Consider the following 26,090-nt stretch of genomic DNA (forward strand, 5'->3'; position numbering starts at 1 on the left):
GGAGTTTTATTATGATTCAAGTATCACCAGAAAGTGTCAAAGACCTCTTGCAAAACAACTATGATGTGAGCATTGTGGATGTAAGAGAAGTGGAAGAAGTAGAACAAGGAAAAATTCCATCAGCCATTCATATACCATTACGATTATTAGAGTTCAGAATGCATGAATTAGATAAATCAAAAGATTATATAATGGTTTGTCGTTCAGGGGCAAGAAGTGGGCAAGCAACAGCTTTATTAGAACAACATGGTTATCGTGTGAAGAACATGTCAGGTGGAATGCTCGCATGGGATGGCAAGGTAGTATAATTTTTTTTACATTTAAATATACCCATATAGGTATATAAGGAGGGCCAAAGAGATGAATGAAGTGAAAGCAAATCAAACAGTCGACGCAAAAGGGTTAGCTTGTCCGATGCCAATTGTCCGGACAAAAAAGGCCATGAAGGAATTAGAGGCAGGGCAAGTAATGGAAATTCTAGCAACTGACAAAGGGTCTAAAGCTGACCTCAAAGCTTGGTCTGAAAGTACAGGACATCAATATCTAGGTACTGTAGAGGAAGGGGAAGTACTAAAGCATTATGTTCGTAAGGCTTCTGATTATGAGGAACAACCAGAACGGCACCATCCACATGTCATTAAGAATGATGAGCTGAAAGAGAAAATCGCTAACGGGGAGTCTATACAGATTCTAGATGTTCGAGAAGAAGCGGAGTATGCTTTTGGTCACATACCTGGTGCGTTATCTGTACCTTTTGGACGTTTGCAGCAAGAACTAAATAAACTTAATCAAGATGAGCCTATTTATGTTATTTGTCGTACCGGTAACCGAAGTGATATGGCAGCACAACTTTTAGAAAGTAAGGAATTTAAAGCAGTCAATGTTGTGCCAGGTATGAATAGTTGGAATGGGAAAGTGGAAGGAATTTAAAAATAATAAATGAAAATATGGTTGTAGCACAAAAAATTTTGAAATAATAAATACCATTGGGGGTATAATGATGTCTTTTAATAAAATGAAAGCAAGTGAATTAACAACGATGGTAGTAAATAAAGAGCCATTATTTATTCTAGATGTTCGTAATGAAGCTGATTTTCAAGATTGGAAGGTAGAAGGTCATGATTTTAACTATTTGAATATACCTTACTTTGACCTATTAGACGGTGTAGAAGGAATCATTGAGCAGCTGCCTAAAGATCAAGCTATCTTAGTTGTATGTGCGAAAGAAGGCTCTTCTATCATGGTGGCGGAGATGCTATCAGATGAAGGGTTGGAGGTCAGTTATTTAGAAGGTGGAATGAAAGCGTGGAGTGAGCATTTAGAGCCTGTTAAAGTAGGGGAATTGAGTACAGGAGGAGAAATGTATCAATTCGTCCGTATGGGTAAAGGCTGTCTATCTTATATGGTCATTTCAGATGGTGAAGCAGCAATTATCGATGCTACGAGAATGATAGATGTATATCTTGATTTTGCCAAAGAAAAAAAGGTAAAAATTACGCATGTTTTTGATACGCATTTACATGCAGACCATATTTCTGGCGGACGTGACATCGCAGCAAAGATGGACGCTGTTTATTGGTTACCACCTAAAGATGCAGGGGAAGTAACATTCAATTATGCCAAACTAGAAGATGGTAGTGAAGTAAAAATTGGGGAAACATCTATCAATATTCATGCCCTTTATTCACCGGGACATACCATTGGCTCGACTTCATTTGTCGTAGATGAACGGTATTTATTAACAGGCGATATATTGTTTATTGATTCTATCGGTAGACCCGATTTAGCTGGGCTTGCAGATGACTGGGTTGGAGATTTACGTGAGAGTTTATATAAGCGATATAAACAACTATCAAGTGAACTCATCGTTTTACCTGCCCATTTTATGATGATTGATGAATTGAATGATGATGGCAGTGTTGCCAAAAAATTAGGTGTTCTTTTTAAACAGAACCATGGGTTAAATATTGAGGACGAAAGTGAATTTAGAAAGATTGTCACTGAAAATCTCCCACCGCAACCCAATGCGTATCAAGAAATACGTCAAACAAATATGGGGAAAATCACTCCAGATAATGATAAACAAAGAGAGATGGAGATTGGACCCAATCGCTGTGCGGTGAGATAAAGAAATATTCATATAGAGGGACCGGAGATTGGTCCCTTTTTTAGGTCAGCTTTAAGGAGATGAGCATAATGGATTTAGCATTTATTGTGACGATATTTTTAATTGGTTTTATTGGCTCTTACTTATCAGGATTACTTGGTATCGGTGGTTCTATCATTAAATATCCGATGCTATTATATATTCCACCATTACTAGGTGTCGCGACTTTTACTGCGCATGAAGTGTCAGGTATTAGTGCTGTCCAGGTTTTCTTCGCTACGATTGGCGGGGTTTGGGCATATCGTAAAGGTGGATATTTGAATAAAACATTAATCATTTATATGGGGGCTAGTATTTTAATAGGTAGTTTTATAGGCGGTTATGGATCGAAGCTCATGTCAGAAGGTGGCATTAATCTCGTATACGGTATACTAGCTTTAATTGCTGCAGTCATGATGTTTATACCTAAAAAGGGATTAGATGATATCCCATTTGATCAAGTGACTTTTAATAAATGGTTAGCGGCAGCTCTTGCGCTTGTCGTCGGTGTGGCAGCAGGGATTGTTGGGGCTGCAGGTGCCTTTTTATTAGTCCCGATTATGTTAACCGTATTAAGAATCCCAACAAAAATGACGATTGCTTCTTCTCTTGCTATTACCTTAATATCATCCATTGGTGCAACTGTTGGAAAAGTCACTACTGGGCAAGTTGACTATTATCCGGCAATCATCATGGTTATTGCTAGTTTAATTGCTTCACCTTTAGGTGCAATGGCAGGTAAAAAAATGAATACGAAAGTGCTGCAAATGATTCTCGCATTATTAATACTAGCTACAGCTGTGAAAATATGGGTAGATATATTTTGAAAGGTAGTAATGAGCCGATGAATCACTGCTTTCAGAATGATACGAAATTGAGTAGGGAATCGCCGCATTTGAAGCAAAAGTAGAAGCTGAGCGCGGCGCAATTTGAGTAGATAACGAACTAATACTTCATCCATTATTAAACATGTCATTTCATACCATGGAAGCCTCCCATATATAATCATCCCGAAAGTTTCTAAAGGTAAAGGTTCATGAACCGTTTGAAAGGATACTTTTTCCGAGCTAGAACCTTCAACGGGAGCTAAAAGATTTTGGATTTATATAAAGGGAAGGTTGTTGCATTTGTAAATGTTGGGATGAAGTGAAAATAGTCGCTATCCTAAACCATCATCCCAAGTTCAATATAAATGAAGAGGCATTACCCACTCTGCCTCAGCTTATGATTGTCTTTGCTTTAAATGGTAGACTATTTAATAAGCACCGAAAATAGAAACAGCATGTGCTCCTTCTGTATTTGCTCGAAGGAGTACATGTTTCCATTCCAGCTCGTTTGATGGAATCCCGTGATAATAAATATCGTGCAAAATACTTGATAAGAAGGCATCTCCTGCTCCAGTTGTGTCAACAACATCTACGGTAGGTGCTTCAACGGTTATACTCTTCTCTTTATGAAGTAATGTTGCACCTAAACGACCCCTAGTAATCAGTATCCACTGATTAGACCATGAAGAAAGCTGTTGTAATGCTGTTCTATAATCTTTGGCTTTACAAAGAAATAGCAGCTCTTCCTCCGTCATTTTAATTAGATCTGCCTCTTTTAAAAAGGAATTGATTGTCTTTCTACAATCTGATTCATTCTTCCATCTCTTTAAACGGATATTTGCATCCATGACGATGAAATGCTGATATTTCTTTGCTAATTCAAGTGCTTTCAAGCTTGTCTTCTTTGCGATGTCATGAAAAAGCGTCCCGGAACCAAAATAGGAGATATGCGTTTTTTGATAGATGCTTTCATTCAACTCGTCTGCTTCTAACCATATATGAGGGGTGTCATTTTCGTAAGATTGAAATTCACGCTCTCCATCCTCTTGCACAATTGATACTATACATAACTTTTTATTAACTGAAGTAATGGTACCAGACATATTGATACCTTCATCTTCTAATTGCTGTTTGGCATATTGACTATGCTCATCAGTACCTATTTTTGTCATATAAAAGGTAGGAACACTTTTCCTAGCTAGACGGATGGCTACATTAGCGGTTGCTCCTCCTACTTTCATGAATGATTGGCTATTAGGTGAAATAATGCGATCCATGATTACTTCACCGAAAGAAATCACACCTTTACTTTTCACAAACAGGTCTCCCATCGTTTTTGATAAGGCTGATTATACTATAACTTTGTATTTATCTCTGCCTTCCAAGCTGCTAAAAGTCCTCCTCTTTTTCCACAAACCATTCGTTTTTATTTTCAAAAAGTTATCTTTATAAGAACTTAGAAAAATCACTTTATTTATATTAATTAAAAACTGACTGGTACAACAAATTTTATCAGGGTAGAATCACAATTTTTCATTGACAGCTTAGGTGGAAAGTCGTATATTGATTAAATAAAATTAATAAATATTCATATCTATGCAATTGGATAGAAAGGGTTCTTTCTAATGAAAATAACAGTAGGTACACCGGAGTATATAAGAGAGCCAAACGCACTTATGAAAATTGGCAGTAATGTAAAGAAATTTGGAGAAAAAGTCGTCCTTATTGGTGGGATAAAGAGTCGTGAAATAGTGGAAAGTCATATAAGAGACAGTTTCAATAATGAGGGAATGACACTGGATGCTTCCATTTGGTACGGTGGAGAATCTTCTAGAGAAAATGTTGAGAGATTAATAGAAGAACTCAGTACAATCGATTATGATGTCATCCTTGTATGTGGTGGAGGGAAAGCGATTGATACTGTTAAGGCAGTAGCCGCACACGTAAATAAACCTCTTGTTGCAATCCCGACGATTGCAGCGACATGCGCAGCAACGACTCCTATTTGGATTACATATAGTGAACAAGGTGAATTTCTTGCCATCAGTCGAGATGCGAAGGTGCCAGAAATGGTTGTTGTTGACTCAACAGTTATTTTGCACTCGCCTGTCCGATATCTGATTGCTGGAATTGGTGATACGTTAGCTAAGTGGTTCGAAACGAAGACTTCAGTTAAAAAAGCAACACCAAATGCAAGGAATCAAACAGCGATTGCTATTGCTAATCAGTTATACAAAACGATGTTAGCAATCGGTGAGCAATCAGTTGCATCTATGAAAAATAAGGAATTGTCAACTGAGCTTGAAGATATGATTGATGCGATTCTGTTAATTAGTGGAAGTGTAAGTGGGTACGGCGGTGATGATTGTCGAACTGCAGGTGCGCATGCCATTTACTCTGGGTTGACGATATTCCCAGAAATACATGAAACGTATCATGGTGAAATTGTTGCTTTTGGTATTTTATCGATGCTAGCAATGGAAAATGAAGAAGAAAGCGAAATCAAAGAGTTAATTGCTTACTATCAAAAAGTGAATCTACCATATACACTACAGCAAATGAATGTGCCTGAATTGTCTGAATCACAGTGGCAGGAACTTGGAGACGTTTCAGTGACTATTGAAGATATGGAGAATATGCCATTTGCGGTGACACCAGATATGGTTATCACAGCTGTCAAGCAAGCAGATGAATACGGAAAAGACATGTTAAAAAAATAAATAGAATGGTTAATGGAGGAAAATAAGTCATGAAAAAATGGTTTTTAGCAATTACAATGATGGTCCTTGCTGTAACATTAGCTGCTTGCGGCGGATCTGGTGAATCTGAAGAGGGTTCTGGCGAAAACAAAGAACCATTAAAAGTTACTTTACCAACATGGACAGGTTATGGACCGCTATTTTTAGCAAAAGAAAAAGGCTATTTTGAAGAGAATGGAATAGATGTTGAACTTTCAATTGTTGAAGGTCTTGGAGAAAGAAAACAAGCCCTAGCAAGCGGACAAATCGATGGAATGGCAACTGCACTTGATGTGCAAGTATCATTAGCTGCATCAGATATTCCTTTAAATGTGGTATGGTTATTGGATGATTCTTACGGTGGAGACGGTATTTTAGTCAAAGATGATATTAAAGAAATCAGTGACTTAAAAGGCAAGCAAGTTGCTTTTGAAGTCGGGTCTACAAGTCATATGTTAGCTTTAACAGCACTAAAAGATGGAGGCTTAACTGAAAAAGATGTTGAAGTTGTACCAATGTCTGCTGGGGATGCAGGAGCAGCATTTGCAGCTGGTAAAGTAGACGCAGCAGTTACATGGGAGCCTTGGTTATCTAACGGTTCTGAAGCGAACGGTAAAGTATTACTAACAACGAAAGATCTTCCTGGTATTATTGTTGATACAGTTAGTTTCACGGAAAAAGTCATTGAAGAGCGTCCTGAAGATGTACAAGCATTTGTAACAGCCATGGGTCAAGCAATGGACTACTGGAAAGAAAACGAAGATGAAGCGAATGAAATCATGGCAAAAGGCTTAAAAATTGATGTAGAAGAATTTGTTGCAACGGCAGAAGGATTAAAGTTCTTGGATAATGAGGCGAATAAGGAATTATTTGGTACAGAAGACGCTAAAGGCGGCATTTACCAATCGACTGAAAACGCGGCAAAGTTCTATAAAGAACAAGAGATTATTACAGCTGAACCAGCAGCAGAAGATATTATTAACCCCACTTTTATCAAGTAATGATATGAATCATTTGGAGCCTAACCGCAAGCAGTCAGCGGTTAGGCTCAGGTTATTTTTATCTCTGGTAATTGGTTGAAGAAGGAAAAATTAGAAAATGGGTGAGAAAAAATGTTAGGAAAATTATTAACCCCGAATAAAGAAATTCCAAAGTCCCTTTATTCATCAGTGGGCATTATCACTTTTCTTATTGTATTAGGAATATGGGCAGGGATTACTTATACTGGGCTCGTTAACCCGTTGTTTTTACCAACACCTACGGCGGTATTAACTACAGGCATAGATTTATTTACCAATGGAAATCTTCTTTCAGATATAGGCATTAGTTTTTCAAGAGTATTAGTCGGTTTCTTAGTGGCAGCCTTAATTGGTGTACCACTTGGGATATTAATGGGTTCTCTAAAAATTATGCAAGGCGCATTTGAGCCACTCATTGGTTTTATTCGTTATATGCCAGCTTCAGCGTTTATTCCATTATTAATTTTATGGATTGGTCTTGGAGAAACGCAAAAAATGAGTGTTATCTTTCTCGGAACTTTCTTTCAATTAACGCTAATGATCATGGATGTAACAAAGAATGTGCATAATGATTTAATTGATGTTTCTTATACATTAGGTGCTTCTAAGTTACAAGTATTTACGAGAGTAATACTCCCGGCAACCATGCCTGGGATTGTTGATACATTAAGAATTACATTTGGATGGGCGTGGACTTATTTAGTTGTGGCAGAGATTGTTGGTGCTTCCAGTGGAATCGGCTATATGATTATGCAGGCATCAAGATTCCTACAACCTGATAAAATTATTGTTGGTATTTTGATTATTGGTTTATTAGGATTATTGACTGACCTCATCTTTAAATGGATTTACCGTAAATCTTTTTCATGGATGAGAAAGGAAGGATTGTAATATGACTACACCGAAGCTTGAAATTAAAGATGTGGATAAAATATTTAGAACAAAAAGCGGCGACACAACCGCACTACAAAAAACATCCTTTACCATTGATGATGGTGAATTTGTCACGATTCTTGGTCCCTCCGGTTGTGGTAAATCAACGGTATTAAGAATTGTTGCTGGTTTAGAAGAAGCGACAACTGGTGAGGTATTATTAGATGGCCAACCTATCGATGGGCCTGGCCCAGATAGGGGCATGGTATTCCAATCGTATACTCTATATCCTTGGTTGACGGTGAAAGAAAATATTTCTTTTGGCTTAAAATTAAAGGGAGCAAAACAAAAGGAAAGAGATGATCTCGCTCGCCATTATCTTCAATTAATTGGATTAGAGGGATTTGAGAATCATTATCCTGTTCAACTTTCTGGAGGGATGAAACAGCGTGTGGCCATCGCTCGTGCGTTAGCAAATGACCCGAAGGTATTATTGATGGATGAACCGTTTGGTGCACTTGATGCGCAAACAAGAAATATTATGCAAGAGGTTTTATTAAAGGCATGGGAAAAGTCGAAGAAAACGATTCTCTTTATTACGCATGATGTCGATGAATCAATTTTTCTAGCTGATTCGGTTTATGTAATGACAGCTAGACCAGGAAGGCTGAAGAAAAAGGTGCCGATTGATATTGCTAGACCAAGAGACTTTAGTGTGAAAGCGACAAATCAATTCGCACAATACAAAGAAGAACTGTTATCATTAATACGAGAAGAAAGCTTAAAATCTATTTAATTTTATAAATGAAAACAGAAAGGTGCTTGGTACAATTGAAGAGAGAAGCCTATTTCCCTGAGGTCGTTAAGCAGGCCCTCAGCAATATACCTCCAGGGTCATGGATGTCGGCAGTACCGGAAGGATGTATTCGCCTGAACTCGGGTTATCCGGCTGCTAACCTTGTTCCGTCAACTGAATTAAAGGAAGCTACAGACCGATTATTGACAGAAGAACAAGATTTGCCGCTTCACTATATTGGTAGTCCAAGAATTGATCAATTAAAAACACAATTGATTGAGCGTATGAACGAACGAAAGATGGAAGTGCAAGAGGATGAAGTACTTGTGACTTCAGGTGCTTGTCAGGCCATCGATCTTATTGCTCGTATTTTATTAGATGAAAATGCCTTCATTATCGTCGAGTCACCGACTTATATGGAGGCATTGGAAATCTTCCAAAATTACACGAAAAACATCATCACAATCCCTATTGATGCAGATGGTTTGGACACGAAACAATTGGAAGGTATATTAATCGAACGGACGAAGAAGGAAGAACCTCTTCCAAAGCTTCTCTATACAATTCCAACCTTCCAGAATCCAACAGGCACGACGTTATCTTTCGCTAGGCGGGAGAAATTAATCAAACTAGCAAAAGAGTATGATTTTCTCATTCTTGAAGATGATGCTTACGGGGAGCTTGCGTTTGGAGAGAGTCCAACAACATTAAAATCATTAGATGAAGAGGATCGTGTGTTTTATGTCGGCTCGCTATCGAAAATAGTCGCTCCAGGCATGCGTATTGGCTGGATCGCTGCACATAGTGAGTGGATAGAAGCGCTTTTCTGGTTCAAGAAGGATTTAGAGCATCCCTTTGCCCAGTCGGTAATGTCTGCTTATCTAGAAAAAGTGAATTTAGCCCATCGTTCTGTTTTACTAACAGAAAAATATGAAGAAAAAGCAGTCATTTTATACGAAGCATTGATTCATTTCATGCCTGAGGGTGTGAAATGGTACCGCCCAGAAGGTGGCTACTTTATGTGGATTGAAGTGCCTGGGGTCGATACAACGGCTATGCTTGCGAAAGCGAAAAAAGCAGGCGTAGCATACGTACCTGGCCAATACTTCTTCTTACACCAAGATGAAGGCAAAAGCTTCTTACGTTTATCATTTAGCTATGCGAGTAAAGAGGAAATTAAAAAGGGAATCGAAATTTTAAGTCATGTAGTGGCAGAAGAGATCAATAAATAAGCTAGGAGCGTGCACAATCCTGAGGTGCACGCTCTTTTTAGGTTTGAAGGTGGGAAGATGATTTATAAAGTGAGCCACTCTTTCAACTGTAAAGGAGAATCAGAGCGAATCGCTACTTTTTTATAGGCTTTCTTAAATCCCATAAAATAAGTTACATGAACAGGTTCCTTTAGTTCTAGAATGATATCTGGGTACACTTTTTCTAAATCTCTAGTCATAAATTCAACGGTATCCTTTGATAATTTCCCTTGAAGTACTGATTTTTCCTCCATCAGTGTTTTAATATTTTCAATTGGAATAACCACTCGTTTCACTAATCCGAGTGATAGGTATAGAGTACCGTTTTGATAATAAATAGGGTTTAATTTCATTGCTTGTATGTCACCAATGAAAAAAATAACAGCATACACATTGCTGATAAATAGGATCATTGATAAAACGATAGAATATTGATGGATTAACCAATGAATCGCGATAGTTTCAATGAGGATGGCATGGATAAGCATTATCTGAAAAGCAATATAACTGGAGTTTTTATAAAGTGTTATTCCCTCTCGCGGTGTTTTTTTCCAACTAGCAAAAGCATAATAGAACATCAAACATTCCGAACAAACAATACGAATAATCTGATACTTCTTTGTGTAGTGATCAACAGCATTTGAATATGAGAACACAGTAGGTAATGAGCTTTGTTTTACTTCCTTAATAATTTTTGGCATATACTTTATAAAGGTTACAATAAGTAAAAGTTCTAAAGAAATAAATATACCCTCGATTAAAATAACGCCCCATACAAAAGAGGAATATGGCGCCAGCAATTCCGCTGGTATAATCAATCTTGCCAAAAGGCAGCCACTCGCACAAAGTAACAATGCAGATTTTAAAGAAAACTTCCCTTTATATAACATGAAAAATAATGGCAACATGATCATGAAGTCAATCAATGAACCTAAAACAACGTCTTGCGCATTTGCCGGTAGAATCAATGCATTAACTGAGGTCTGATATAGAAGGGTATTGAAAAAGAGAACCGCCATTAATAAAAAAAGCCATAGATACTTCCCTTTGCTTATGGTTTTCATGTCTTATCACTCCCATTTAGTTAAATTATACCATATGAACAGAGAGGGCTTCCAAATAAAAAATGAAGTAAACTGATAGTAATACCCCACATGAGCAGGATAATTGAAGTACTGATTTGAAGGGAAAGTACAAAAGAAAACAGAGCCGTAAAATAAAGGACTAATCCTTTTGTCATTTAAAGTGTTTAATCAGAAGTCTTTAAGTTTCGCGTTTTCGGACGGGGAAGAACTTCTATAAAAGAAGTTCATATTGATTCTACTTTTTAAACATTTATTTACAATATATGAGCAACAAGTAACCATCGAATAAATTCCCCCTGTAGGATAATAATTAATTATTTTAGCAATCCCCATCAAAAAAACCTCAATCAACTATCGTAAAATAAAGGTGAGGTGAGTGAGAGTGCAGTATAGTGAAACGACGCAAAAAACAATTTGCTTTATAGAAACGCATCTACTAGATAAGATTCAACTTGATGATTTAACAAGGAATGTAGGATATTCCAAGTTTCATCTAATAAGGGTATTCAAACAAGAAACAGGTCGGACAATTGGTGAATATATTCGTTTTCGTAGGCTTGCTTTAGCAGTGTCGTTATTAATAGAAAGTGATGAATCTATTCTTTCGATTGCTTTTTTGCTTCATTTTCAATCTCAAGAGGCTTTTACGAGAGCTTTTAAAGAGATTTATTCTCTACCACCGGGCAAGTACCGTAAGTTATTTAGTCTTATCCATTTAAAGGAGGAGAACAATAAGATGACGAAAGAAACAATTATTCATGGCTGGATATTAAGTGGAAGCGCCCCAGAACATTATCAAATGACATTGGATCAACAAACTTTCCATACTGGGCATCAATCTGCTCTACTTAAAAATATTAGTGATGTGAATAGCCAGCAATTCGCTACTATTATGCAACAGTTCCAAGCTGAGAAATATAGAGGGAAAAGACTGAAACTAACATGTTATATAAAGACGGAAGATGTAGAGAAATGTGGGGCTTGGATGAGAGTAGATGACAATAATGGTGATGTACTACAGTTCGATAATATGGATAATCGCCCCATTACGGGTACAAATGAGTGGAATCATTATACCATTGTATTAGATGTGTCTGAAGAGAGTATGTCCATTCATTTCGGGGTATTACTCATTGGAAAAGGGAAGGTCTGGATGGATGGGTTTCAATTAGTAGAAGTCAGTGAACATGTGCCAACAACGAACCTTTCTTTTCAAGAGAGTCTACCAAAAGAACCGCAAAATCTTGATTTTAGTGAATAGATGCTAAAGGAAAGGCTACATGCTTTTCCTATTTTTTCTGTGAACTTCATCTCCTGTTTATGCCATAATAAAAGCTGAGTAGTATTGGGTGAGAGGTGAAATGATGAATAAACAACAATGTCCAGTTTGCGGTGAGCAAAACAACTGTGGGCTTGAAGAGAGCAAGCTCAAGAATTGTTGGTGCTTCCATATTGGTGGTATCCCACAAACGCTCTTAGAATTAATTCCTCAGGAGAATAGGGGAAAAAGTTGTGTTTGTGAGAGATGTATAAGAAAATATAACAAGTGAGATGTATATATTTTACATTCAGGAGGAGTTTGCTCGCCTGATAGCGAATAGAAAATGGAGAAATATTAGGAGGTATTGTGTGTGCAAAAAGTCCGAACTGAAATGTTTGAGTGGATCAAAGCATTGATAATTGCACTAATTATTTCTTTTCTTATCCGTATTTTCATCTTTTCTCCTGTCGTTGTAGATGGGGCTTCAATGGAACCGACATTACATGACCAAAGCCGAGTTGTTATGAGTAAATTAGGTGAACCTGATCGCTTTGATATTGTAGTGTTTGATAGTGATGGAGAGCGTAATTTTATTAAAAGAGTAATTGGCCTGCCAGGAGATGAAATTACCTATGAAAATGATCATTTATACATAAATGGTAAGGAATACGATGAACCTTATTTAGATGAGTTAAAAGAAGCACTAGAAAGAGGCATGCTTACAGATGATTTTGAGCTCAAAGATACGAAAGTAAGTCAAACCGTTGTTCCTGAGGGGCATTATTTTGTATTAGGAGATAATCGAAAACGAAGTCTTGATAGTAGGGTCATAGGTGTCATCTCTGAAGAAAGAATCCTTGGGAAAGCCAAAGCGGTTATTTGGCCGATGGATCATATGGAGGTCGTTAAATAAGGGAGAAGGAAAAACCTAGTTTATTGATCCGCTAGGTTTTTTTCGTGAATAGAACTTTATTGATAACGTCATGTTAGGGTTCTAACATTCACTCGAAAAAATGTTAAACTATAACATATCAAAAGGATTAGGGGTCGAAAAAACAGTGAAAAGGATAGTATCGGCGATAGAAGTGGCGAGGTTGGCAAATGTTTCGCAGTCAACTGTATCAAGAGTATTTACTCCAGGTGCAAGTGTGTCCGAGAAGACAAGACAGCGAGTGCTTGAGGTGGCTGAGCAGTTAAACTATCAGCCGAATGCTCTTGCACGAAGTCTTATAACGAAACGAACAAATATGATTGGATTAGCAATGAAGGATATTCAAAACCCATTTTACCATGAAGTATTAGGGATTTTTACGAACAAGCTAAAAGCGAAGGGATATTCAGTTTTATTTGTCTATACAGAAAATGAAGAGATACAGCAAGAAGAAATCAATCACTTTCTTGAATATAATGTCGAGGGGATTATAATTACAGATGCAATGCTCTCATCTAACATCGTGACTAAACTAAAAAATAATCATATTCCCGTGACATTGTTTAATCGCTATGATAAGAATCTTGAGTGTAATTCTGTCAGTTGTGATAATATCAATGCAGCAAATGAAATAGCAAAATATGTCGATCACCTGTACTGTGAAAAAATCGTCTTTATTACAGGTAAAATAAATACATCAACTAGTCAGGAAAGACAAGAAGGTTTTGTTAATTACTTCAAAAACATAGGAATCCCCGTCGAGATTCTTGAAGGTGACTATACATACGAGAGAGCCTTTTTCTTAACAAAAGAATTGATTGAAAAAGATTATGTACCAGATGTGATATTTGGGGCTAATGATATTACGGCATTAGGTGCTCTTGATGCATTGAAAAGCAAGGAAATAAAGGTGCCAGAACAGACAATGGTGATTGGTTTTGATGATATCAAAATGTCCTCTTGGCCTAATTATAATCTTTCTACATGGGTTCAACCTATTGAAGAGATGGTGGATGAAACCATTCGCCTTCTTGAACGAAATCAGCGGGAAACCGGACATAAGACAGTAAAGGTTCAAGGTAAGTTTATCCATCGTCAAACGACAAAATAAAAGAAGGAAAGTCCTTGCAGCCCAAGGATTTTTCTTTATGTAAAAATTTCTGAATATAGGAAAATAACAAAATATATATTTGACAAATGAAAACGCTTCATTTATCATCTATTTCATAACCTTTGCATACGTATGCAAAATAGAATGATATATTTTTTTGAATGCTTTTGCATACGTATGCAAAAATCCAGAAAGTGAGGAAATTAATGATGGTCATTTACCTAAAACGAGGAAAAGTAGAAGAGGATATTCAACAAGAAGATTTAAAAGTTTCTGAGATTGTAAGAAACACAATTAATAAAATTGAAAGAGAAGGGGATCAGGCTTTAAAAGAACTATCGGAAAAATTTGATAAATGGTCTCCAGAAACTTTTCGTTTAAGTAAGCAACAAATAGAGGAGATTTGCGCTTCGATTCCTGAACAAACTATTTTAGATATTGAGTTTGCTCAAAATAACATTAGAAATTTTGCCGAAGAGCAAAGAAAATCAATGAAAGACATTGAAGTTGAAACAATGCCAGGTGTTATTTTAGGTCATAAGAATATTCCAGTTAATAGTGTAGGTTGTTATATTCCAGGTGGACGTTATCCAATGGTGGCTTCAGCACATATGAGTGTTTTAACTGCGAAAGTTGCTGGGGTAAAAAGGGTCATCGCTTGCACTCCTCCCATCAATGGTGAAATCCCTGCAGCAACGGTGTACGCTATGCATAAAGCAGGAGCAGATGAAATTTATATTTTAGGTGGCATCCAGGCAATGGCTGGTATGGCAATTGGCACGGAAACAATGGAAGCGGTTGATATGATTGTTGGTCCAGGAAATGCTTTTGTTGCAGAAGCCAAACGTCAATTATATGGTCGCGTGGGTATCGATTTATTCGCTGGACCTACGGAAACACTAGTCGTGGCTGATGAAACCAGCGATCCTGAAATGATTGCTACTGACTTATTAGGTCAAGGAGAGCATGGACCGACATCTCCAGGTGCATTAATAACTACCTCTAAAAAAATTGCAGAGGAAACAGTGAAAGAAATTGAACGCCAATTAAAGATATTACCGACTGCTGATGTAGCACGTGTTTCTTGGAATGATTATGGACAAATCCTTTTAGTTGAGGACGAACAGGAAGCTTTAAAAGAAGCAGATAGACTTGCATTTGAACATGTAGAGATATTAACGAAAAACCCAGACTTCTTTTTAGAGAATATGACGAATTATGGCTGCTTGTTCTTAGGACCAGAAACGAATGTAGCGTACGGTGATAAGGTGATTGGTACCAACCATACACTACCAACAAAAGGGGCAGCGAAGTATACTGGTGGCTTGTGGGTAGGAAAGTTTCTTAAAACAGTGACCTATCAAAAGGTAACATCAAAAGAACAAAGTGCCTATATTGGTGAATATGCTGCACGTTTATGTCAATTAGAGAATTTCGCAGGTCATGCAGAACAAGCTTTACTACGTGTGAGAAGATACGGAAATCAACAGTAAATGAGCTTTTAACTTGATAAAAAGTAGGTGATATTCAATGTTAGGTATGATCGGTTTAATTGGAGGGTTAGTCTTACTTACTGTCCTTGTGATGCGTGGGATGAACCTTTTAATTGTGGCGCCACTTTCAGCACTGTTTGTTGCAGTGCTGAACGGTGTTCCGTTATTTCCACAGTTTGCAGGTAAGGATGAAGTAGATTTCATTACGGGTTATATGGATGGTTTTGCCGGTTTTATTACTTCTTGGTACTTGATGTTTTTAGCCGGGGCAATATTTGGGAAGGTAATGGAAGATAGCGGTGCTGCTGAAAGCGTTTCCCATTGGATTGTAACTAAAATCGGGATGAAGCATGCTGTGCTTGCAGTAGTCCTTTCTTGTGCAGTATTAACCTATGGTGGTGTTAGTTTATTCGTAGTTGCCTTTGCTGTTTACCCGATGGCAGTAAGTTTGTTTAAAGAAGCCGATTTACCTCGGCGATTTATTCCGGCTGCACTTGCTTTTGGGTCAACGACTTTTACGATGACATCTGCAGGTTCACCAGAAATACAAAACTGGATTCCAATTCCTTATTTAGGGACAAACCCTTATGCCGGATGGGAAGTTAGTTTAATAACAGCGATATTTATGCTTATATTTGGCTATTGGTTATTGATGAAAGTGATACGGAGGGCGGTAAGGAAGGGGGAGAAATTTGTTGGAAGAGATACGGATAACAATGAAATAAGAAGTGAATTACCTCATCCTTTATTAAGCCTTATTCCTTTATTAGTTGTTCTTATTGTTGCATTTGTTTTCCACGATTCTTTAGCGCAATCTGCATTAATTCTTGCCTTAACAGGTGGTGTTATCGCTACATGGTTACTTAATCGTAAATATTTCAGAAATTTCTGGGAAGCTGTTGGCGAAGGAACAATGGGAGCTCTTATAGCAATTGGAAATACGGCTGCTGTTGTTGGTTTTGGCGGTGTAGCAAAAATCACTCCTGCGTTTTCTTCTGCTGTAGATTTTATGACCAGTATTCCCGGTTCACCATTAATTGGAGGGGCATTGTCTGTTATGGTTATCGCTGGATTAACCGGTTCCTCATCTGGCGGGCAAACAATTGCTTTACCAATCTTAGCACCTCATTATTTAGATATGGGTGTGAATGCAGAAGCGCTTCATAGAACGGTATCCTTATCTTCAGGTACGCTTGATTCATTACCACATGGAGGATATGCGGTGACAACCATTCGTTCTATTGCTGGGGAAACGCATAAAGATGCTTATCCTGCATTCGGTTTAATGACTGTAGTGGTTCCAATTGTTGCTGTTGTACTAGCGGTTATTCTTTTTTCTCTTGGTGTTGGTGTATAATCTAGAAAAAAGTAAATAGATTCATAGGAGGTTATCGTCATAGCTTATTTTGCGGCAATACTGCATATGGTAGATATTGAAAAAAGTAAAGAGATTCGTCCAGATCACCTAGCGTATTTAAACAAACTGGAGAAAGAACAGAAAATCTTCGCTAAAGGTCCCTTTGCTGATGGAACTGGCGGGCTAGTCGTATACAATGCTGATAGTTATGATGAGGCTATGACATTAGCAGAAAATGACCCATATATTGTCCATCATGCTCGTCGATTAGAGCTAAAGGAATGGTCTATCATCGAGTAATCATATATTGGAATAAGAACATGCATATCTCTATGTATGTTCTTTTTTTATTTGATGAGTAAATAGGAAGTAGGTAGCTGGATGGGGTAACGGCGATGTGAACAACCGATTATATTATCTGTTCTCACCACTTTTTTACCGTACATCCATAAAGTTAAAGCGTATTTAACATTATTATACGAGAATCTAATATTTCCTTCATATTCCAAAAGTATCATGAATATATAACAAGTGGAAAGACTTGCCTTCTTTCAAAAAGCCGTATATTCGACGAGTAAAGGGTTTTTACTTCATCGGTATATGGCTTTCTTTAGGGGGCGGTAAAAGGGGTGAGAGAATATGCGTGCTTTGGAATTAAAACAGATGAGAAAGTCTTACCAAGCGGATATAGAAGTGTTAAAAGGGATTGATATTGTGATTGAGCCTGGGGAATTTTTTGTGTTAGTCGGGCCATCTGGTTGTGGAAAAAGTACGTTGTTAAGGATGATTGCTGGATTAGAGGAAATAAGTAGTGGTGAGCTTTATATTGGCGGGGCTTATGCAAATAAGTTAAAGCCAAGTAAGAGAGAATTATCTATGGTGTTCCAAAATTATGCTCTGTTTCCTCATATGACAGTTGAACAAAACATTGCCTTTGGTCTACATGTGAAAAAACTGACGAAAGTTGAACAATCACAGAGGTGTCAGGAAGCGGCAGAAACGCTTGGACTCACACCATATTTGAAAAGGAAACCAAGAGAATTATCGGGTGGTCAAAGACAGCGTGTAGCACTCGCTAGAGCAATCGTTACACAAGATCCTATATGTCTAATGGATGAACCACTCTCAAATCTTGATGCAAAATTGAGAACAAAAATGCGTTCAGAGATAAGGCAGTTACAAAGAAAATTGGGTATTACGATGATTTATGTCACACATGATCAAACAGAGGCGATGACGATGGCCGATCGCATGATGATTTTAAATCAAGGTGAAGTGCAACAAGTTGGGAAGCCGCTTGATATTTATAATCACCCGGCGAATACTTTTGTGGCATCGTTTATTGGCGCACCGCCAATGAATATGGTTAATGGATATATTCAAAATGGAAATGTCCATCTCCCATGCGAGACAAGGCTCCCACAAATTCATCAGAATTTAGCTGGTGAATTCACGATTGGAATTAGACCTGAGCATCTAGTAAGAGCAACGAATACGGATGAAGCCACATTGCAAGCTACCGTTACGAATGTAGAAATGCTTGGTACAGAAACACTAATTAATTTTCAGTTAACGGATAAATTGCAGTGGACAGCAAGGTGGCAAGGTCAGCATGCGATTCCTTTAGGAGAGAAGGTTTCTTTTGCTATCAAAATAGAGGACTTAGTTTTTTTTGATGATCAAACGAAACAGAATACTTTTCTTGAAGGTGTGGAGGTGATTTAGTTTTATGCCATCACTTAATATGAACGTTGACCCAAAGCGGCCATCTCTAAGAAAAAATCGATTTTCCCTTGCATCTTTAGAGGGCTGGTTATATGTACTACCATCTTTTATTTTATTTATTATTTTTCTATTTTATCCGATGGTTAGGACGGTATATTTGAGCTTTTTCTATACTGATACACAAGGAAAACCGTTGTCTTTTGCGGGTTGGGAAAACTTTACCACATTGCTTTCTTCAACTAGTTTTTTAACAAGTGCTAAGGCCACTTTCTTATTTGTTTTATACACGGTACCAGTTGGCGTGATTCTCGCTCTTGCTTTGGCGTTACTAGCTAATCAGAAATTGAAAGGCATTGGTTTCTTTAGAACCATCTTTTCCTCAACGATGGGCATGAGTGTAGCTGCCTCATCAGTCATATGGATGTTTATTTATAACCCATCGATTGGTATAGCAAACAAAATACTAAACTTTTTTGGTTTTGCTGATATGCATTTCTTATTAGATCCGAATACTGCTTTGCTCTCAGTCGCAATCGCGACGATTTGGATGAATACAGGGTTTACGTTCCTCATTTTGCTAGGGGGGTTACAAAATATCGATTCCCAATTATATGAAAGCGCAAGAATTGCTGGGGTAAGTTCTTCTTATTCCTTTAGAAAAATCACACTCCCAATGCTATCACCAACACTTTTCTTTGTTCTTACAGTGACGATGATTAATTCATTTCAGTCATTTGGGCAAATCGATATTTTGACAAAGGGAGGACCAATCGATTCGACCAATGTGATTGTGTATTCCATTTATAAAGATGCCTTCATTAACTATAATATTGGCTCTGCCAGCGCACAGGCGGTTCTTCTCTTTCTATGTGTCTTCATCTTGACAGTGATCCAGTTCAAGCTCGGTGAGAGGAAGGTGCATTATCAATGACAATCGGGAAGAAGATCTTATTATATTTAGTCCTTATTCTCTCAGGTTTTATCATGTTTTTCCCCATTGTTTACGCTTTTATGATTAGTTTTATGCAAGGGGGAGAAGTTCTGCAAGGAAAGCTCATACCAGAAAACTTCACACTAACCAATTACCTTCATGCTTTCGAAAAGGTTCCATTACTGCGGTATTTGATTAACAGCTTGGTCGTATCCACAGTCATTATGTTGGGACAATTACTACTCTGCAGTTTAGCGGCCTTCGCTTTTGTTTTTACAAAATTTAAAGGGAAAAACCTTTTGTTTATGCTTTTTATTTCCACGATGATGATTCCTTGGGAAGCGACGATGGTACCAAACTTTCAAACGATACAGTCACTAGGATGGTTAAATAGTTTTCCAGGATTAACGATTCCTTTCTTCGCTATGGCCTTTGGGACTTTTCTGCTTAGACAACAGTTTAAGACGATTCCTATTGAATTATATGAAGCTTCCCAGGTTTCGGGGGTGAGTCGCTTTAAGTTCTTCTTAACGGTTGTCTTGCCGATTTCGAAAACAAGTTTAATTACGCTTGGAATCTATTGCTTCTTGACGGCTTGGAATATGTACTTATGGCCATTGCTTGTCACGAATGATGAAAAGGTAAGGACCGTCCAAATTGGCTTAAAGCAGATGCAAACACAAGAAATTGCGTCTGAATGGGGGGTGGTAATGGCAGGGGTGATGCTCGTCATTTTGCCAACTTTACTATTAATCTTTGTTGGTCAAAAACGTTTACAGGAAGGGTTAACTAGAGGAGCAATAAAGTAGAAGTGGGGAGAGGATGAAAAGAATGAAGAAGCTTTGGGTGGTCAGTATCTTATGTATGCTCATATTCATGACGGCATGTTCAAATGATTCAGCAACTACAGAGGAAGCTAGTGGAGATGGAAAAACAGAAGTGATATTTTGGCATTCGATGAGTGGCGAGCTTGAGCGTGTTGTGCAAGAAGTAGCTGATGGTTTCAATGCGGAACAAGATGAGATTACAGTGACACCAGTTTTTCAAGGGACATATGAAGAAGCGATTACGAAGTTTAATACGGTAGCTGGAACAGAAGATGCACCAGCAATCATGCAAACTTTTGAAGTCGGGACGAAATATATGATTGATTCAGGGAAAATACAACCAGTGCAGAAATTTATTGATGATGAAGGATACGATATGAATCAATGGGAGAAGAATATCACTAATTATTATTCTGTAGATGACACGCAATATTCCATGCCATTTAACTCATCCACTCCGGTACTTATTTATAATAAAGATGCTTTTAAAGAAGCTGGATTAGATCCAGAGAAAGCGCCTGAGACGTATAGTGAATTAAAAGAGGCGGCTAAGAAATTAACGAACGATGACCAGGTGGGCTTTTCAATTTTAAATTACGGCTGGTTTATTGAGGAATTAATCGCGGTCCAAGGTGGATTATTTGTTGATAATGATAACGGACGCACTGGTAATGCGGAAAAGGCAGTATTTAACGGTGAAGAAGGACTAAAAGTCTTTGAATTAATTAGTGAGATGCATAAAGAAGGTACCTTCTATAATACTGGACAAAATTGGGATGATATCCGGGCTGCTTTCCAATCTGGCAAAATTGCTATGTATCTAGATTCATCAGCAGGTATTAGAGCTACAGTTGATAATGCACCGTTTGAGGTTGGCGCAGGATATTTACCTGTACCGGATGGAGTAGACAGACAAGGGGTAATTATTGGCGGCGCTTCTTTATGGATGGCGAAAGATATTGATGAGGAAAAACAGCGTGCTGCATGGGAGTTCATGAAGTATGTGACTACACCTGAAGTACAGGCACAATGGCATTTAAAGTCAGGTTATTTTTCTATTAACCCAGCAGCCTACGACTTACCGCTTGTACAAGAAGAGTGGGAGAAGTATCCACAGCTAAAAGTAACAGTTGATCAGTTGAAAAATACAATTCCATCTGAGGCGACTCAAGGGGCATTAATTTCTGTCTTCCCAGAAGCGCGTCAAAAAGTTGTGAGCGCAATGGAAAGCCTATATCAAGGTGTTGAACCGAAAGAAGCATTGGAGCGTGCTGCAGCAGAAATAGATCAGTCATTAGAGGCAGCGAACAGAAAAAATGGGAGTCAGTGAGAGGGTGGAGGAAGTTTCTATTTTTGCTCATCGTGGAATGAGTGGTACCTTTCCTGAAAATACAATGACTGCATTCCAAGCAGCCTTAGATGCTGGAGTTGAGGGAATCGAATTAGATGTGCAAATGAGTAAGGACGGCCACCTGGTCATTATTCACGATGAACAAATTAATCGTACTACGAATGGCAAGGGTTATGTTAAAGATTTAACTTTAGACGAACTCCTTGGCTTAGATGCAGGAGGATGGTTTTCTTCTAATTTTATCGGCGAGGGTTTACCATCACTTCAACTAGTATTAGAGTGGCTTTTAGAGGAGGGCAATGACCTTACATTAAATATAGAATTAAAGAACGATATCATTGCTTATGAGGGGATGGAAAGAAAAGTTTTAGATTTGATTGATCGGTACCAATTACAAGACCGAGTAATTATTTCTTCATTTAATGCACCTAGTTTAAAGAAAGTAAAAGCGATAAATCCGAATATCTCGGTTGGTTATTTAATTGCTGGTGTGAAACAGGATGCTATTAAAGTAGCAAGGGATATAGGTGCCGATGCCATTCATTGTCAACCAAGTTTCGCTCTTTCTACTTATGGAAGAGATGCGATAGAAAAAGGATTTCCTCTTCGTGTCTATACGGTAAACGAAAGAGCAGTAAAGGAACAATTAGTTGAAACAGGTGTCGAGGTCATTATGACAGACGTACCGGAACAACTTAAATAAAAAGTAAAGCAGGTGTAGTGTGATTGTATGCTCCCCTTTAGTAGTCAAATTTTTCAAGAAATCTGACTGTTAAAGGGGAATTTTTCGTGTCTAAAAGAACTATTACTCAGGAGTTTAAAATTGAAGTTTTACAAGCATAAATAAGGAAGCTTTAGTTAGTGTGATAATATAGGATTTAGGTGTAAATAGCAAACTGTTATTAAAGAGGAGGGCTGAAATTTGTCTGCGATATGGGATAGCGATGTTGAAGTTACTATAGACGAAGCACAACAAATAATTAGGGAACAGTTTCCGATACTTGAACCTGTCTCTATTAAAGAGAGCGGTGAAGGATGGGATAATAAAGTCTTCGTTGTAAATGAATCGGTCATTTTTAGATTCCCACGAAGAAAAATTGCTGTACCCTTAATAGAAAGAGAAAATAGATGGTTACCACAATTAAAGCAACACTTACACAGTAATATTCAAATTTCTACACCTATATATATTGGTCAACCAAGTAGTAAGTTTCCATACCCATTCACAGGTTATCCGTTGATTAAGGGTGTTTCTACCAATGAACGAGAGATAAGCGTGAAAGATCGTGGCGCTATCGTTGAGGACATTGCCTTATTTTTAAAAGCCCTTCATCAAATACCAAGTAGTCATTTTCTTGGAATCATAGGGGATGAAATTGGCAGGCTAGACGTTCATGCAAAAAAACTAGAAGTTATTCAACGATTAGAATGGATGGAGGCAAATGAAGTTATTGACTCCCGAAAACCTTTTTTAGCCATTATTCAACTAGCAATAAATACGAGTGTAACGGCAAGGAATACATTGGTTCATGGGGATTTTTATTTCCGCAACTTTCTGATTTGTAATAATTTAAGACTTGCAGGTGTAATTGATTTTGGGGATATGCATCTTGGCCATCGAGCGGTTGATTTAGCTGTTGCTTATACGTTCGTTCCATCATATATGAGGGAAAGCTTTTTTTCTATTTATGGTGAAATTGATAAAGAAACGGAATCGTTAGCTATGTTCAGAGGGCTGCATGTGATGTGCTATTTACTTTTTTATGGGATGGATAAACAGGATGAAGGCATTATAAGAGAAGCGAAAGTAGGGTTAGCGAATCTCATTTCCAATCATTAATAGCTAGCTTAAAGGTTGAAAATACGCTAAAATACAAGGGTTATCAATTTAGTTAGAACATTTGAATGCTACCATTAGTAACTCGCCAATGGGTGAGTTTTCTTTTTGTGTCATGAAATAAGAGAGGAAGGAGTTTTTTATAATGAAGAAGTTATTTTCGACCTATCGTACGACTATTTTGTTATTAGCTGCTATTCTTATTGGCGGTATAGCAGGGGTAGTGTTTGGGCCTGCGACATCAGTTGTGAAACCTTTTGGAGATTTATTTTTAAATTTAATGTTTATGATTATTGTTCCACTCGTCTTTTTTAGTATAGCATCGGCTATTGCGAATATTAGTGGGATGAAACGTTTAGGTAAAATTATGGGAAGTACATTCCTCGTTTTCTTTTTAACAGCAGTCGTTTCTGCTGTATTAGGATTCGCAGGTACCTCTCTATTCGATCCATTAAAAGATACGGATACTTCAAGTATTATTGCTATGATGGATGAGGCGGAAGTGGCAGAAGAGGAAACTGAGAATATTTCGTTACTTGCAAAACTAGTTGAGACGGTGACTGTTAATGATTTTCATCTTTTATTCTCTAAGAGCAATATGTTACAGCTTATTGTTTTCGCAATCTTATTTGGCTTGGCTACCGCACTAGTAGGTGAGAAAGGCAGACCAATGGCTACCTTCTTACAATCAGGCACAGATATTATGATGAAAATTGTAAAGATTGTTATGTATTATGCGCCGATTGGTCTAGGGTGTTATTTTGCAACGATCATTGGTGAATTAGGACCGCAGATTTTAGGTGGGTATGTTCGTGCTTTTGTTTTATATCTAGGTATAACACTTGTCTATTATTTTGGCTTTTTCACATTGTATGCCTTTATTGCTGGTGGGAAAGAGGGAATCAGTGTATTTTGGAAAAATGCGATTTCACCCTCAGTGACTGCAATTGCAACATGTTCAAGCGCGGCAAGTATTCCAGTTAATCTTGACGCGACGAAGAAAATGGGCGTACCTAAAGATATAGCTGAAACAGTTATCCCATTAGGAGCAAACACCCATAAAGATGGCTCAGTTTTTGGTGGCGTGATTAAGATTGTTTTTATATTTAGCTTGTTTGGGCAAAGTATGACAGATCTGCCAACAATATTAAGTATCATTGCAGTCGCCTTTTTAGTAGGTGCGGTTATGGGAGCGATACCTAGTGGGGGATTAATTGGTGAAATGCTCATCTTGAGTGTATTTGGATTTCCGCCTGAAGTACTGCCGATTATAGCTGTGATCAGTACAATTATTGATGCGCCAGCCACACTTCTGAACTCAACAGGTAATACGGTGTGCGCGATGATGGTTAGTAGATTAGTAGAGGGAAAAGATTGGTTGAAAAAGGCGTTCCATGTAAAAACAGTTTAATTTAAAAAAATTTATAAAAATAGGTTTATAGTTTTAGGTGATTGGGTATAAGAATTCTGGTATCATATTTTGGGGAAAGTGATACTGACAATGTTGATGATTAGGAGAAAATGCGGATGAAATCATTTTACGAGTACTTTAAGGAGAAAACTTGGGATTTAACAGAGAATTGGTATGCGGAATTAGATAAGAGTAAAGATGGTGTCTATAGCACAACAGACGATTCTCAAATTACTATATTAAAGAAACAAAATCATGCATTCCATGAAATCTTTGCAGAGTTATTTAACACAGAATCTGAGGCACCAACAGAAGCATTCGATGAATGGGTTACTTCTATTGCAAAGGACCCTGCCCATTTAAGCACGCCCTTAGATGAAATCATTAGTGAATTTCTTAGTGTGCAAGAACAATATTTCGATGTAGTTCAAAATTATATTGAAGAATCAACGACAGTGTTATCACATAAAGAGGTTAACACGCTTAATCGATTGATTTCGCAATCATTTAGAAAAATTATGAGTGAATTTAGTAGAAGAAATATCGAAGAATCTAATCGTATGTTAAAAGCACAGCAAGAGATGATTATTGAACTTAGTACACCAGTAATAAAAATTAAACAGGATGTAGCTATTCTCCCTCTAGTTGGAGATATTGATACTCATCGTGCTCAAGTCATTTTTGATAAGACACTCGAACAATGTAACGATATGCAAATTGAAGAGCTTGTAATTGATTTATCTGGCGTAGCAATCATAGATACAATGGTGGCTGCTCAAATTTTTCAGGTTATAGATGGCTTGAAATTAATTGGTACCGTCGCCAGTCTTTCAGGTATTCGACCAGAAATTGCGCAAACAGCTGTTCAATTAGGTATTAATTTCCGTAATATTAAAATCTATTCTTCATTGGCACAAGCCATTCATCATACAAAGACATTATAAATAGTTAAACTAAAATAGAACACGAAAAATTTTTCGTGTTCTATTTTAGTTTCATAGTGAGTAAACCTGTTTTCTTTTCTCTTACAAACCTAGCTTTTATATATCATTTAGGTCTTAATGTACGATCGTGAACAATTTCTTCTCCACCCAAATCTGATGGATCATAAGTTGGCCCAT

At 37.6% G+C, this 26,090-nt stretch carries 25 protein-coding genes; 23 read left to right on the top strand and 2 right to left on the bottom strand.

What is annotated here, in order from left to right; all coding sequences use genetic code 11:
• Positions 1-11 precede the first annotated feature (11 nt).
• From MKX67_RS05060 to MKX67_RS05075, 4 genes are all read left to right on the top strand, one after another.
• Entirely contained in the window at positions 12-308 is a 297-nt protein-coding gene (locus MKX67_RS05060; RefSeq protein ID WP_328199645.1) for a rhodanese-like domain-containing protein, read from the top strand.
• Positions 309-360: 52 nt separating this feature from the next.
• Complete coding sequence (locus tag MKX67_RS05065) at positions 361-930, top strand: sulfurtransferase TusA family protein (RefSeq protein ID WP_095370359.1); 570 nt, start codon at positions 361-363, stop codon at positions 928-930.
• A gap of 70 nt (positions 931-1,000) precedes the next feature.
• Positions 1,001-2,128: an MBL fold metallo-hydrolase gene (locus MKX67_RS05070; protein ID WP_095370358.1), complete on the top strand. Its 1,128-nt coding sequence runs from the start codon at positions 1,001-1,003 to the stop codon at positions 2,126-2,128.
• Between the two features lie 68 nt (positions 2,129-2,196).
• The gene (locus MKX67_RS05075; RefSeq protein WP_095370357.1) at positions 2,197-2,973 is read left to right on the top strand and encodes a sulfite exporter TauE/SafE family protein; all 777 of its coding nucleotides are present in this window, start codon (positions 2,197-2,199) and stop codon (positions 2,971-2,973) included.
• A 428-nt stretch (positions 2,974-3,401) separates the two neighbouring features.
• On the opposite strand, the gene MKX67_RS05080 is transcribed toward MKX67_RS05075, so the two are convergent.
• Positions 3,402-4,289: a carbohydrate kinase gene (locus MKX67_RS05080; RefSeq protein WP_157733776.1), complete on the bottom strand. Its 888-nt coding sequence runs from the start codon at positions 4,287-4,289 to the stop codon at positions 3,402-3,404.
• A 309-nt stretch (positions 4,290-4,598) separates the two neighbouring features.
• On the opposite strand from MKX67_RS05080, the gene MKX67_RS05085 reads away from it, so the two are divergent.
• The 5 genes from MKX67_RS05085 (at position 4,599) to MKX67_RS05105 (ending at position 9,631) form a co-directional block, all read left to right on the top strand.
• Positions 4,599-5,693 carry an iron-containing alcohol dehydrogenase family protein gene (locus MKX67_RS05085; RefSeq protein WP_328199646.1) on the top strand — a complete coding sequence of 365 codons (1,095 nt, stop codon included), beginning with the start codon at positions 4,599-4,601 and terminating at the stop codon, positions 5,691-5,693.
• Between the two features lie 29 nt (positions 5,694-5,722).
• Complete coding sequence (locus MKX67_RS05090; RefSeq protein ID WP_095370354.1) at positions 5,723-6,712, top strand: ABC transporter substrate-binding protein; 990 nt, start codon at positions 5,723-5,725, stop codon at positions 6,710-6,712.
• Between the two features lie 111 nt (positions 6,713-6,823).
• Positions 6,824-7,621: an ABC transporter permease gene (locus MKX67_RS05095; RefSeq protein WP_328199647.1), complete on the top strand. Its 798-nt coding sequence runs from the start codon at positions 6,824-6,826 to the stop codon at positions 7,619-7,621.
• 1 nt (position 7,622) lies between these two features.
• A complete protein-coding gene (locus MKX67_RS05100; RefSeq protein ID WP_095370352.1) occupies positions 7,623-8,399 on the top strand; it encodes an ABC transporter ATP-binding protein in 777 nt (258 codons plus the stop codon).
• Between the two features lie 35 nt (positions 8,400-8,434).
• The gene (locus MKX67_RS05105) at positions 8,435-9,631 is read left to right on the top strand and encodes a PLP-dependent aminotransferase family protein (RefSeq protein WP_095370351.1); all 1,197 of its coding nucleotides are present in this window, start codon (positions 8,435-8,437) and stop codon (positions 9,629-9,631) included.
• Positions 9,632-9,693: 62 nt separating this feature from the next.
• Here the strand turns inward: MKX67_RS05105 and MKX67_RS05110 are convergent, their stop codons facing one another.
• Entirely contained in the window at positions 9,694-10,713 is a 1,020-nt protein-coding gene (locus MKX67_RS05110; RefSeq protein ID WP_342488973.1) for a beta-carotene 15,15'-monooxygenase, read from the bottom strand.
• 403 nt (positions 10,714-11,116) lie between these two features.
• On the opposite strand from MKX67_RS05110, the gene MKX67_RS05115 reads away from it, so the two are divergent.
• The 14 genes from MKX67_RS05115 to MKX67_RS05180 all read left to right on the top strand — a co-directional run bounded on the left by MKX67_RS05115 (position 11,117) and on the right by MKX67_RS05180 (position 25,913).
• On the top strand, positions 11,117-11,995 hold the full coding sequence (locus MKX67_RS05115) for an AraC family transcriptional regulator (RefSeq protein WP_095370349.1): 879 nt from the start codon (positions 11,117-11,119) through the stop codon (positions 11,993-11,995).
• A 370-nt stretch (positions 11,996-12,365) separates the two neighbouring features.
• Positions 12,366-12,908 carry a signal peptidase I gene (gene lepB / locus MKX67_RS05120; RefSeq protein WP_095370347.1) on the top strand — a complete coding sequence of 181 codons (543 nt, stop codon included), beginning with the start codon at positions 12,366-12,368 and terminating at the stop codon, positions 12,906-12,908.
• 145 nt (positions 12,909-13,053) lie between these two features.
• Entirely contained in the window at positions 13,054-14,037 is a 984-nt protein-coding gene (locus tag MKX67_RS05125) for a LacI family DNA-binding transcriptional regulator (protein WP_342488974.1), read from the top strand.
• A 209-nt stretch (positions 14,038-14,246) separates the two neighbouring features.
• Positions 14,247-15,530 carry a histidinol dehydrogenase gene (gene hisD / locus MKX67_RS05130; RefSeq protein ID WP_095370345.1) on the top strand — a complete coding sequence of 428 codons (1,284 nt, stop codon included), beginning with the start codon at positions 14,247-14,249 and terminating at the stop codon, positions 15,528-15,530.
• 37 nt (positions 15,531-15,567) lie between these two features.
• Positions 15,568-16,887 carry an SLC13 family permease gene (locus MKX67_RS05135; protein ID WP_342488975.1) on the top strand — a complete coding sequence of 440 codons (1,320 nt, stop codon included), beginning with the start codon at positions 15,568-15,570 and terminating at the stop codon, positions 16,885-16,887.
• Between the two features lie 39 nt (positions 16,888-16,926).
• Positions 16,927-17,187, top strand: coding sequence for a YciI family protein (locus MKX67_RS05140; protein WP_095370344.1), 261 nt, complete (start codon positions 16,927-16,929; stop codon positions 17,185-17,187).
• Positions 17,188-17,526: 339 nt separating this feature from the next.
• The gene (locus MKX67_RS05145) at positions 17,527-18,612 is read left to right on the top strand and encodes an ABC transporter ATP-binding protein (RefSeq protein WP_095370343.1); all 1,086 of its coding nucleotides are present in this window, start codon (positions 17,527-17,529) and stop codon (positions 18,610-18,612) included.
• A gap of 4 nt (positions 18,613-18,616) precedes the next feature.
• Entirely contained in the window at positions 18,617-19,543 is a 927-nt protein-coding gene (locus MKX67_RS05150; RefSeq protein WP_095370342.1) for a sugar ABC transporter permease, read from the top strand.
• Positions 19,540-20,352 carry a carbohydrate ABC transporter permease gene (locus MKX67_RS05155; RefSeq protein ID WP_095370341.1) on the top strand — a complete coding sequence of 271 codons (813 nt, stop codon included), beginning with the start codon at positions 19,540-19,542 and terminating at the stop codon, positions 20,350-20,352. Before MKX67_RS05150 ends, MKX67_RS05155 begins: the two co-directional genes overlap by 4 nt.
• Before the next feature lie 22 nt (positions 20,353-20,374).
• Positions 20,375-21,700: an ABC transporter substrate-binding protein gene (locus tag MKX67_RS05160; RefSeq protein WP_341054523.1), complete on the top strand. Its 1,326-nt coding sequence runs from the start codon at positions 20,375-20,377 to the stop codon at positions 21,698-21,700.
• A gap of 4 nt (positions 21,701-21,704) precedes the next feature.
• A complete protein-coding gene (locus MKX67_RS05165) occupies positions 21,705-22,424 on the top strand; it encodes a glycerophosphodiester phosphodiesterase (protein WP_342488979.1) in 720 nt (239 codons plus the stop codon).
• A gap of 219 nt (positions 22,425-22,643) precedes the next feature.
• Positions 22,644-23,561: a phosphotransferase gene (locus MKX67_RS05170; RefSeq protein WP_095370339.1), complete on the top strand. Its 918-nt coding sequence runs from the start codon at positions 22,644-22,646 to the stop codon at positions 23,559-23,561.
• Positions 23,562-23,703: 142 nt separating this feature from the next.
• Positions 23,704-24,969 (top strand): dicarboxylate/amino acid:cation symporter, encoded by a 1,266-nt coding sequence (locus MKX67_RS05175; RefSeq protein ID WP_342488980.1) that lies wholly within the window; start codon positions 23,704-23,706, stop codon positions 24,967-24,969.
• A 116-nt stretch (positions 24,970-25,085) separates the two neighbouring features.
• Complete coding sequence (locus MKX67_RS05180) at positions 25,086-25,913, top strand: STAS domain-containing protein (protein WP_095370337.1); 828 nt, start codon at positions 25,086-25,088, stop codon at positions 25,911-25,913.
• Positions 25,914-26,090 lie beyond the last annotated feature (177 nt).

It is taken from the genome of Cytobacillus sp. FSL W7-1323 (assembly GCF_038595015.1).
Lineage (GTDB): Bacteria > Bacillota > Bacilli > Bacillales > Cytobacillaceae > Cytobacillus > Cytobacillus kochii.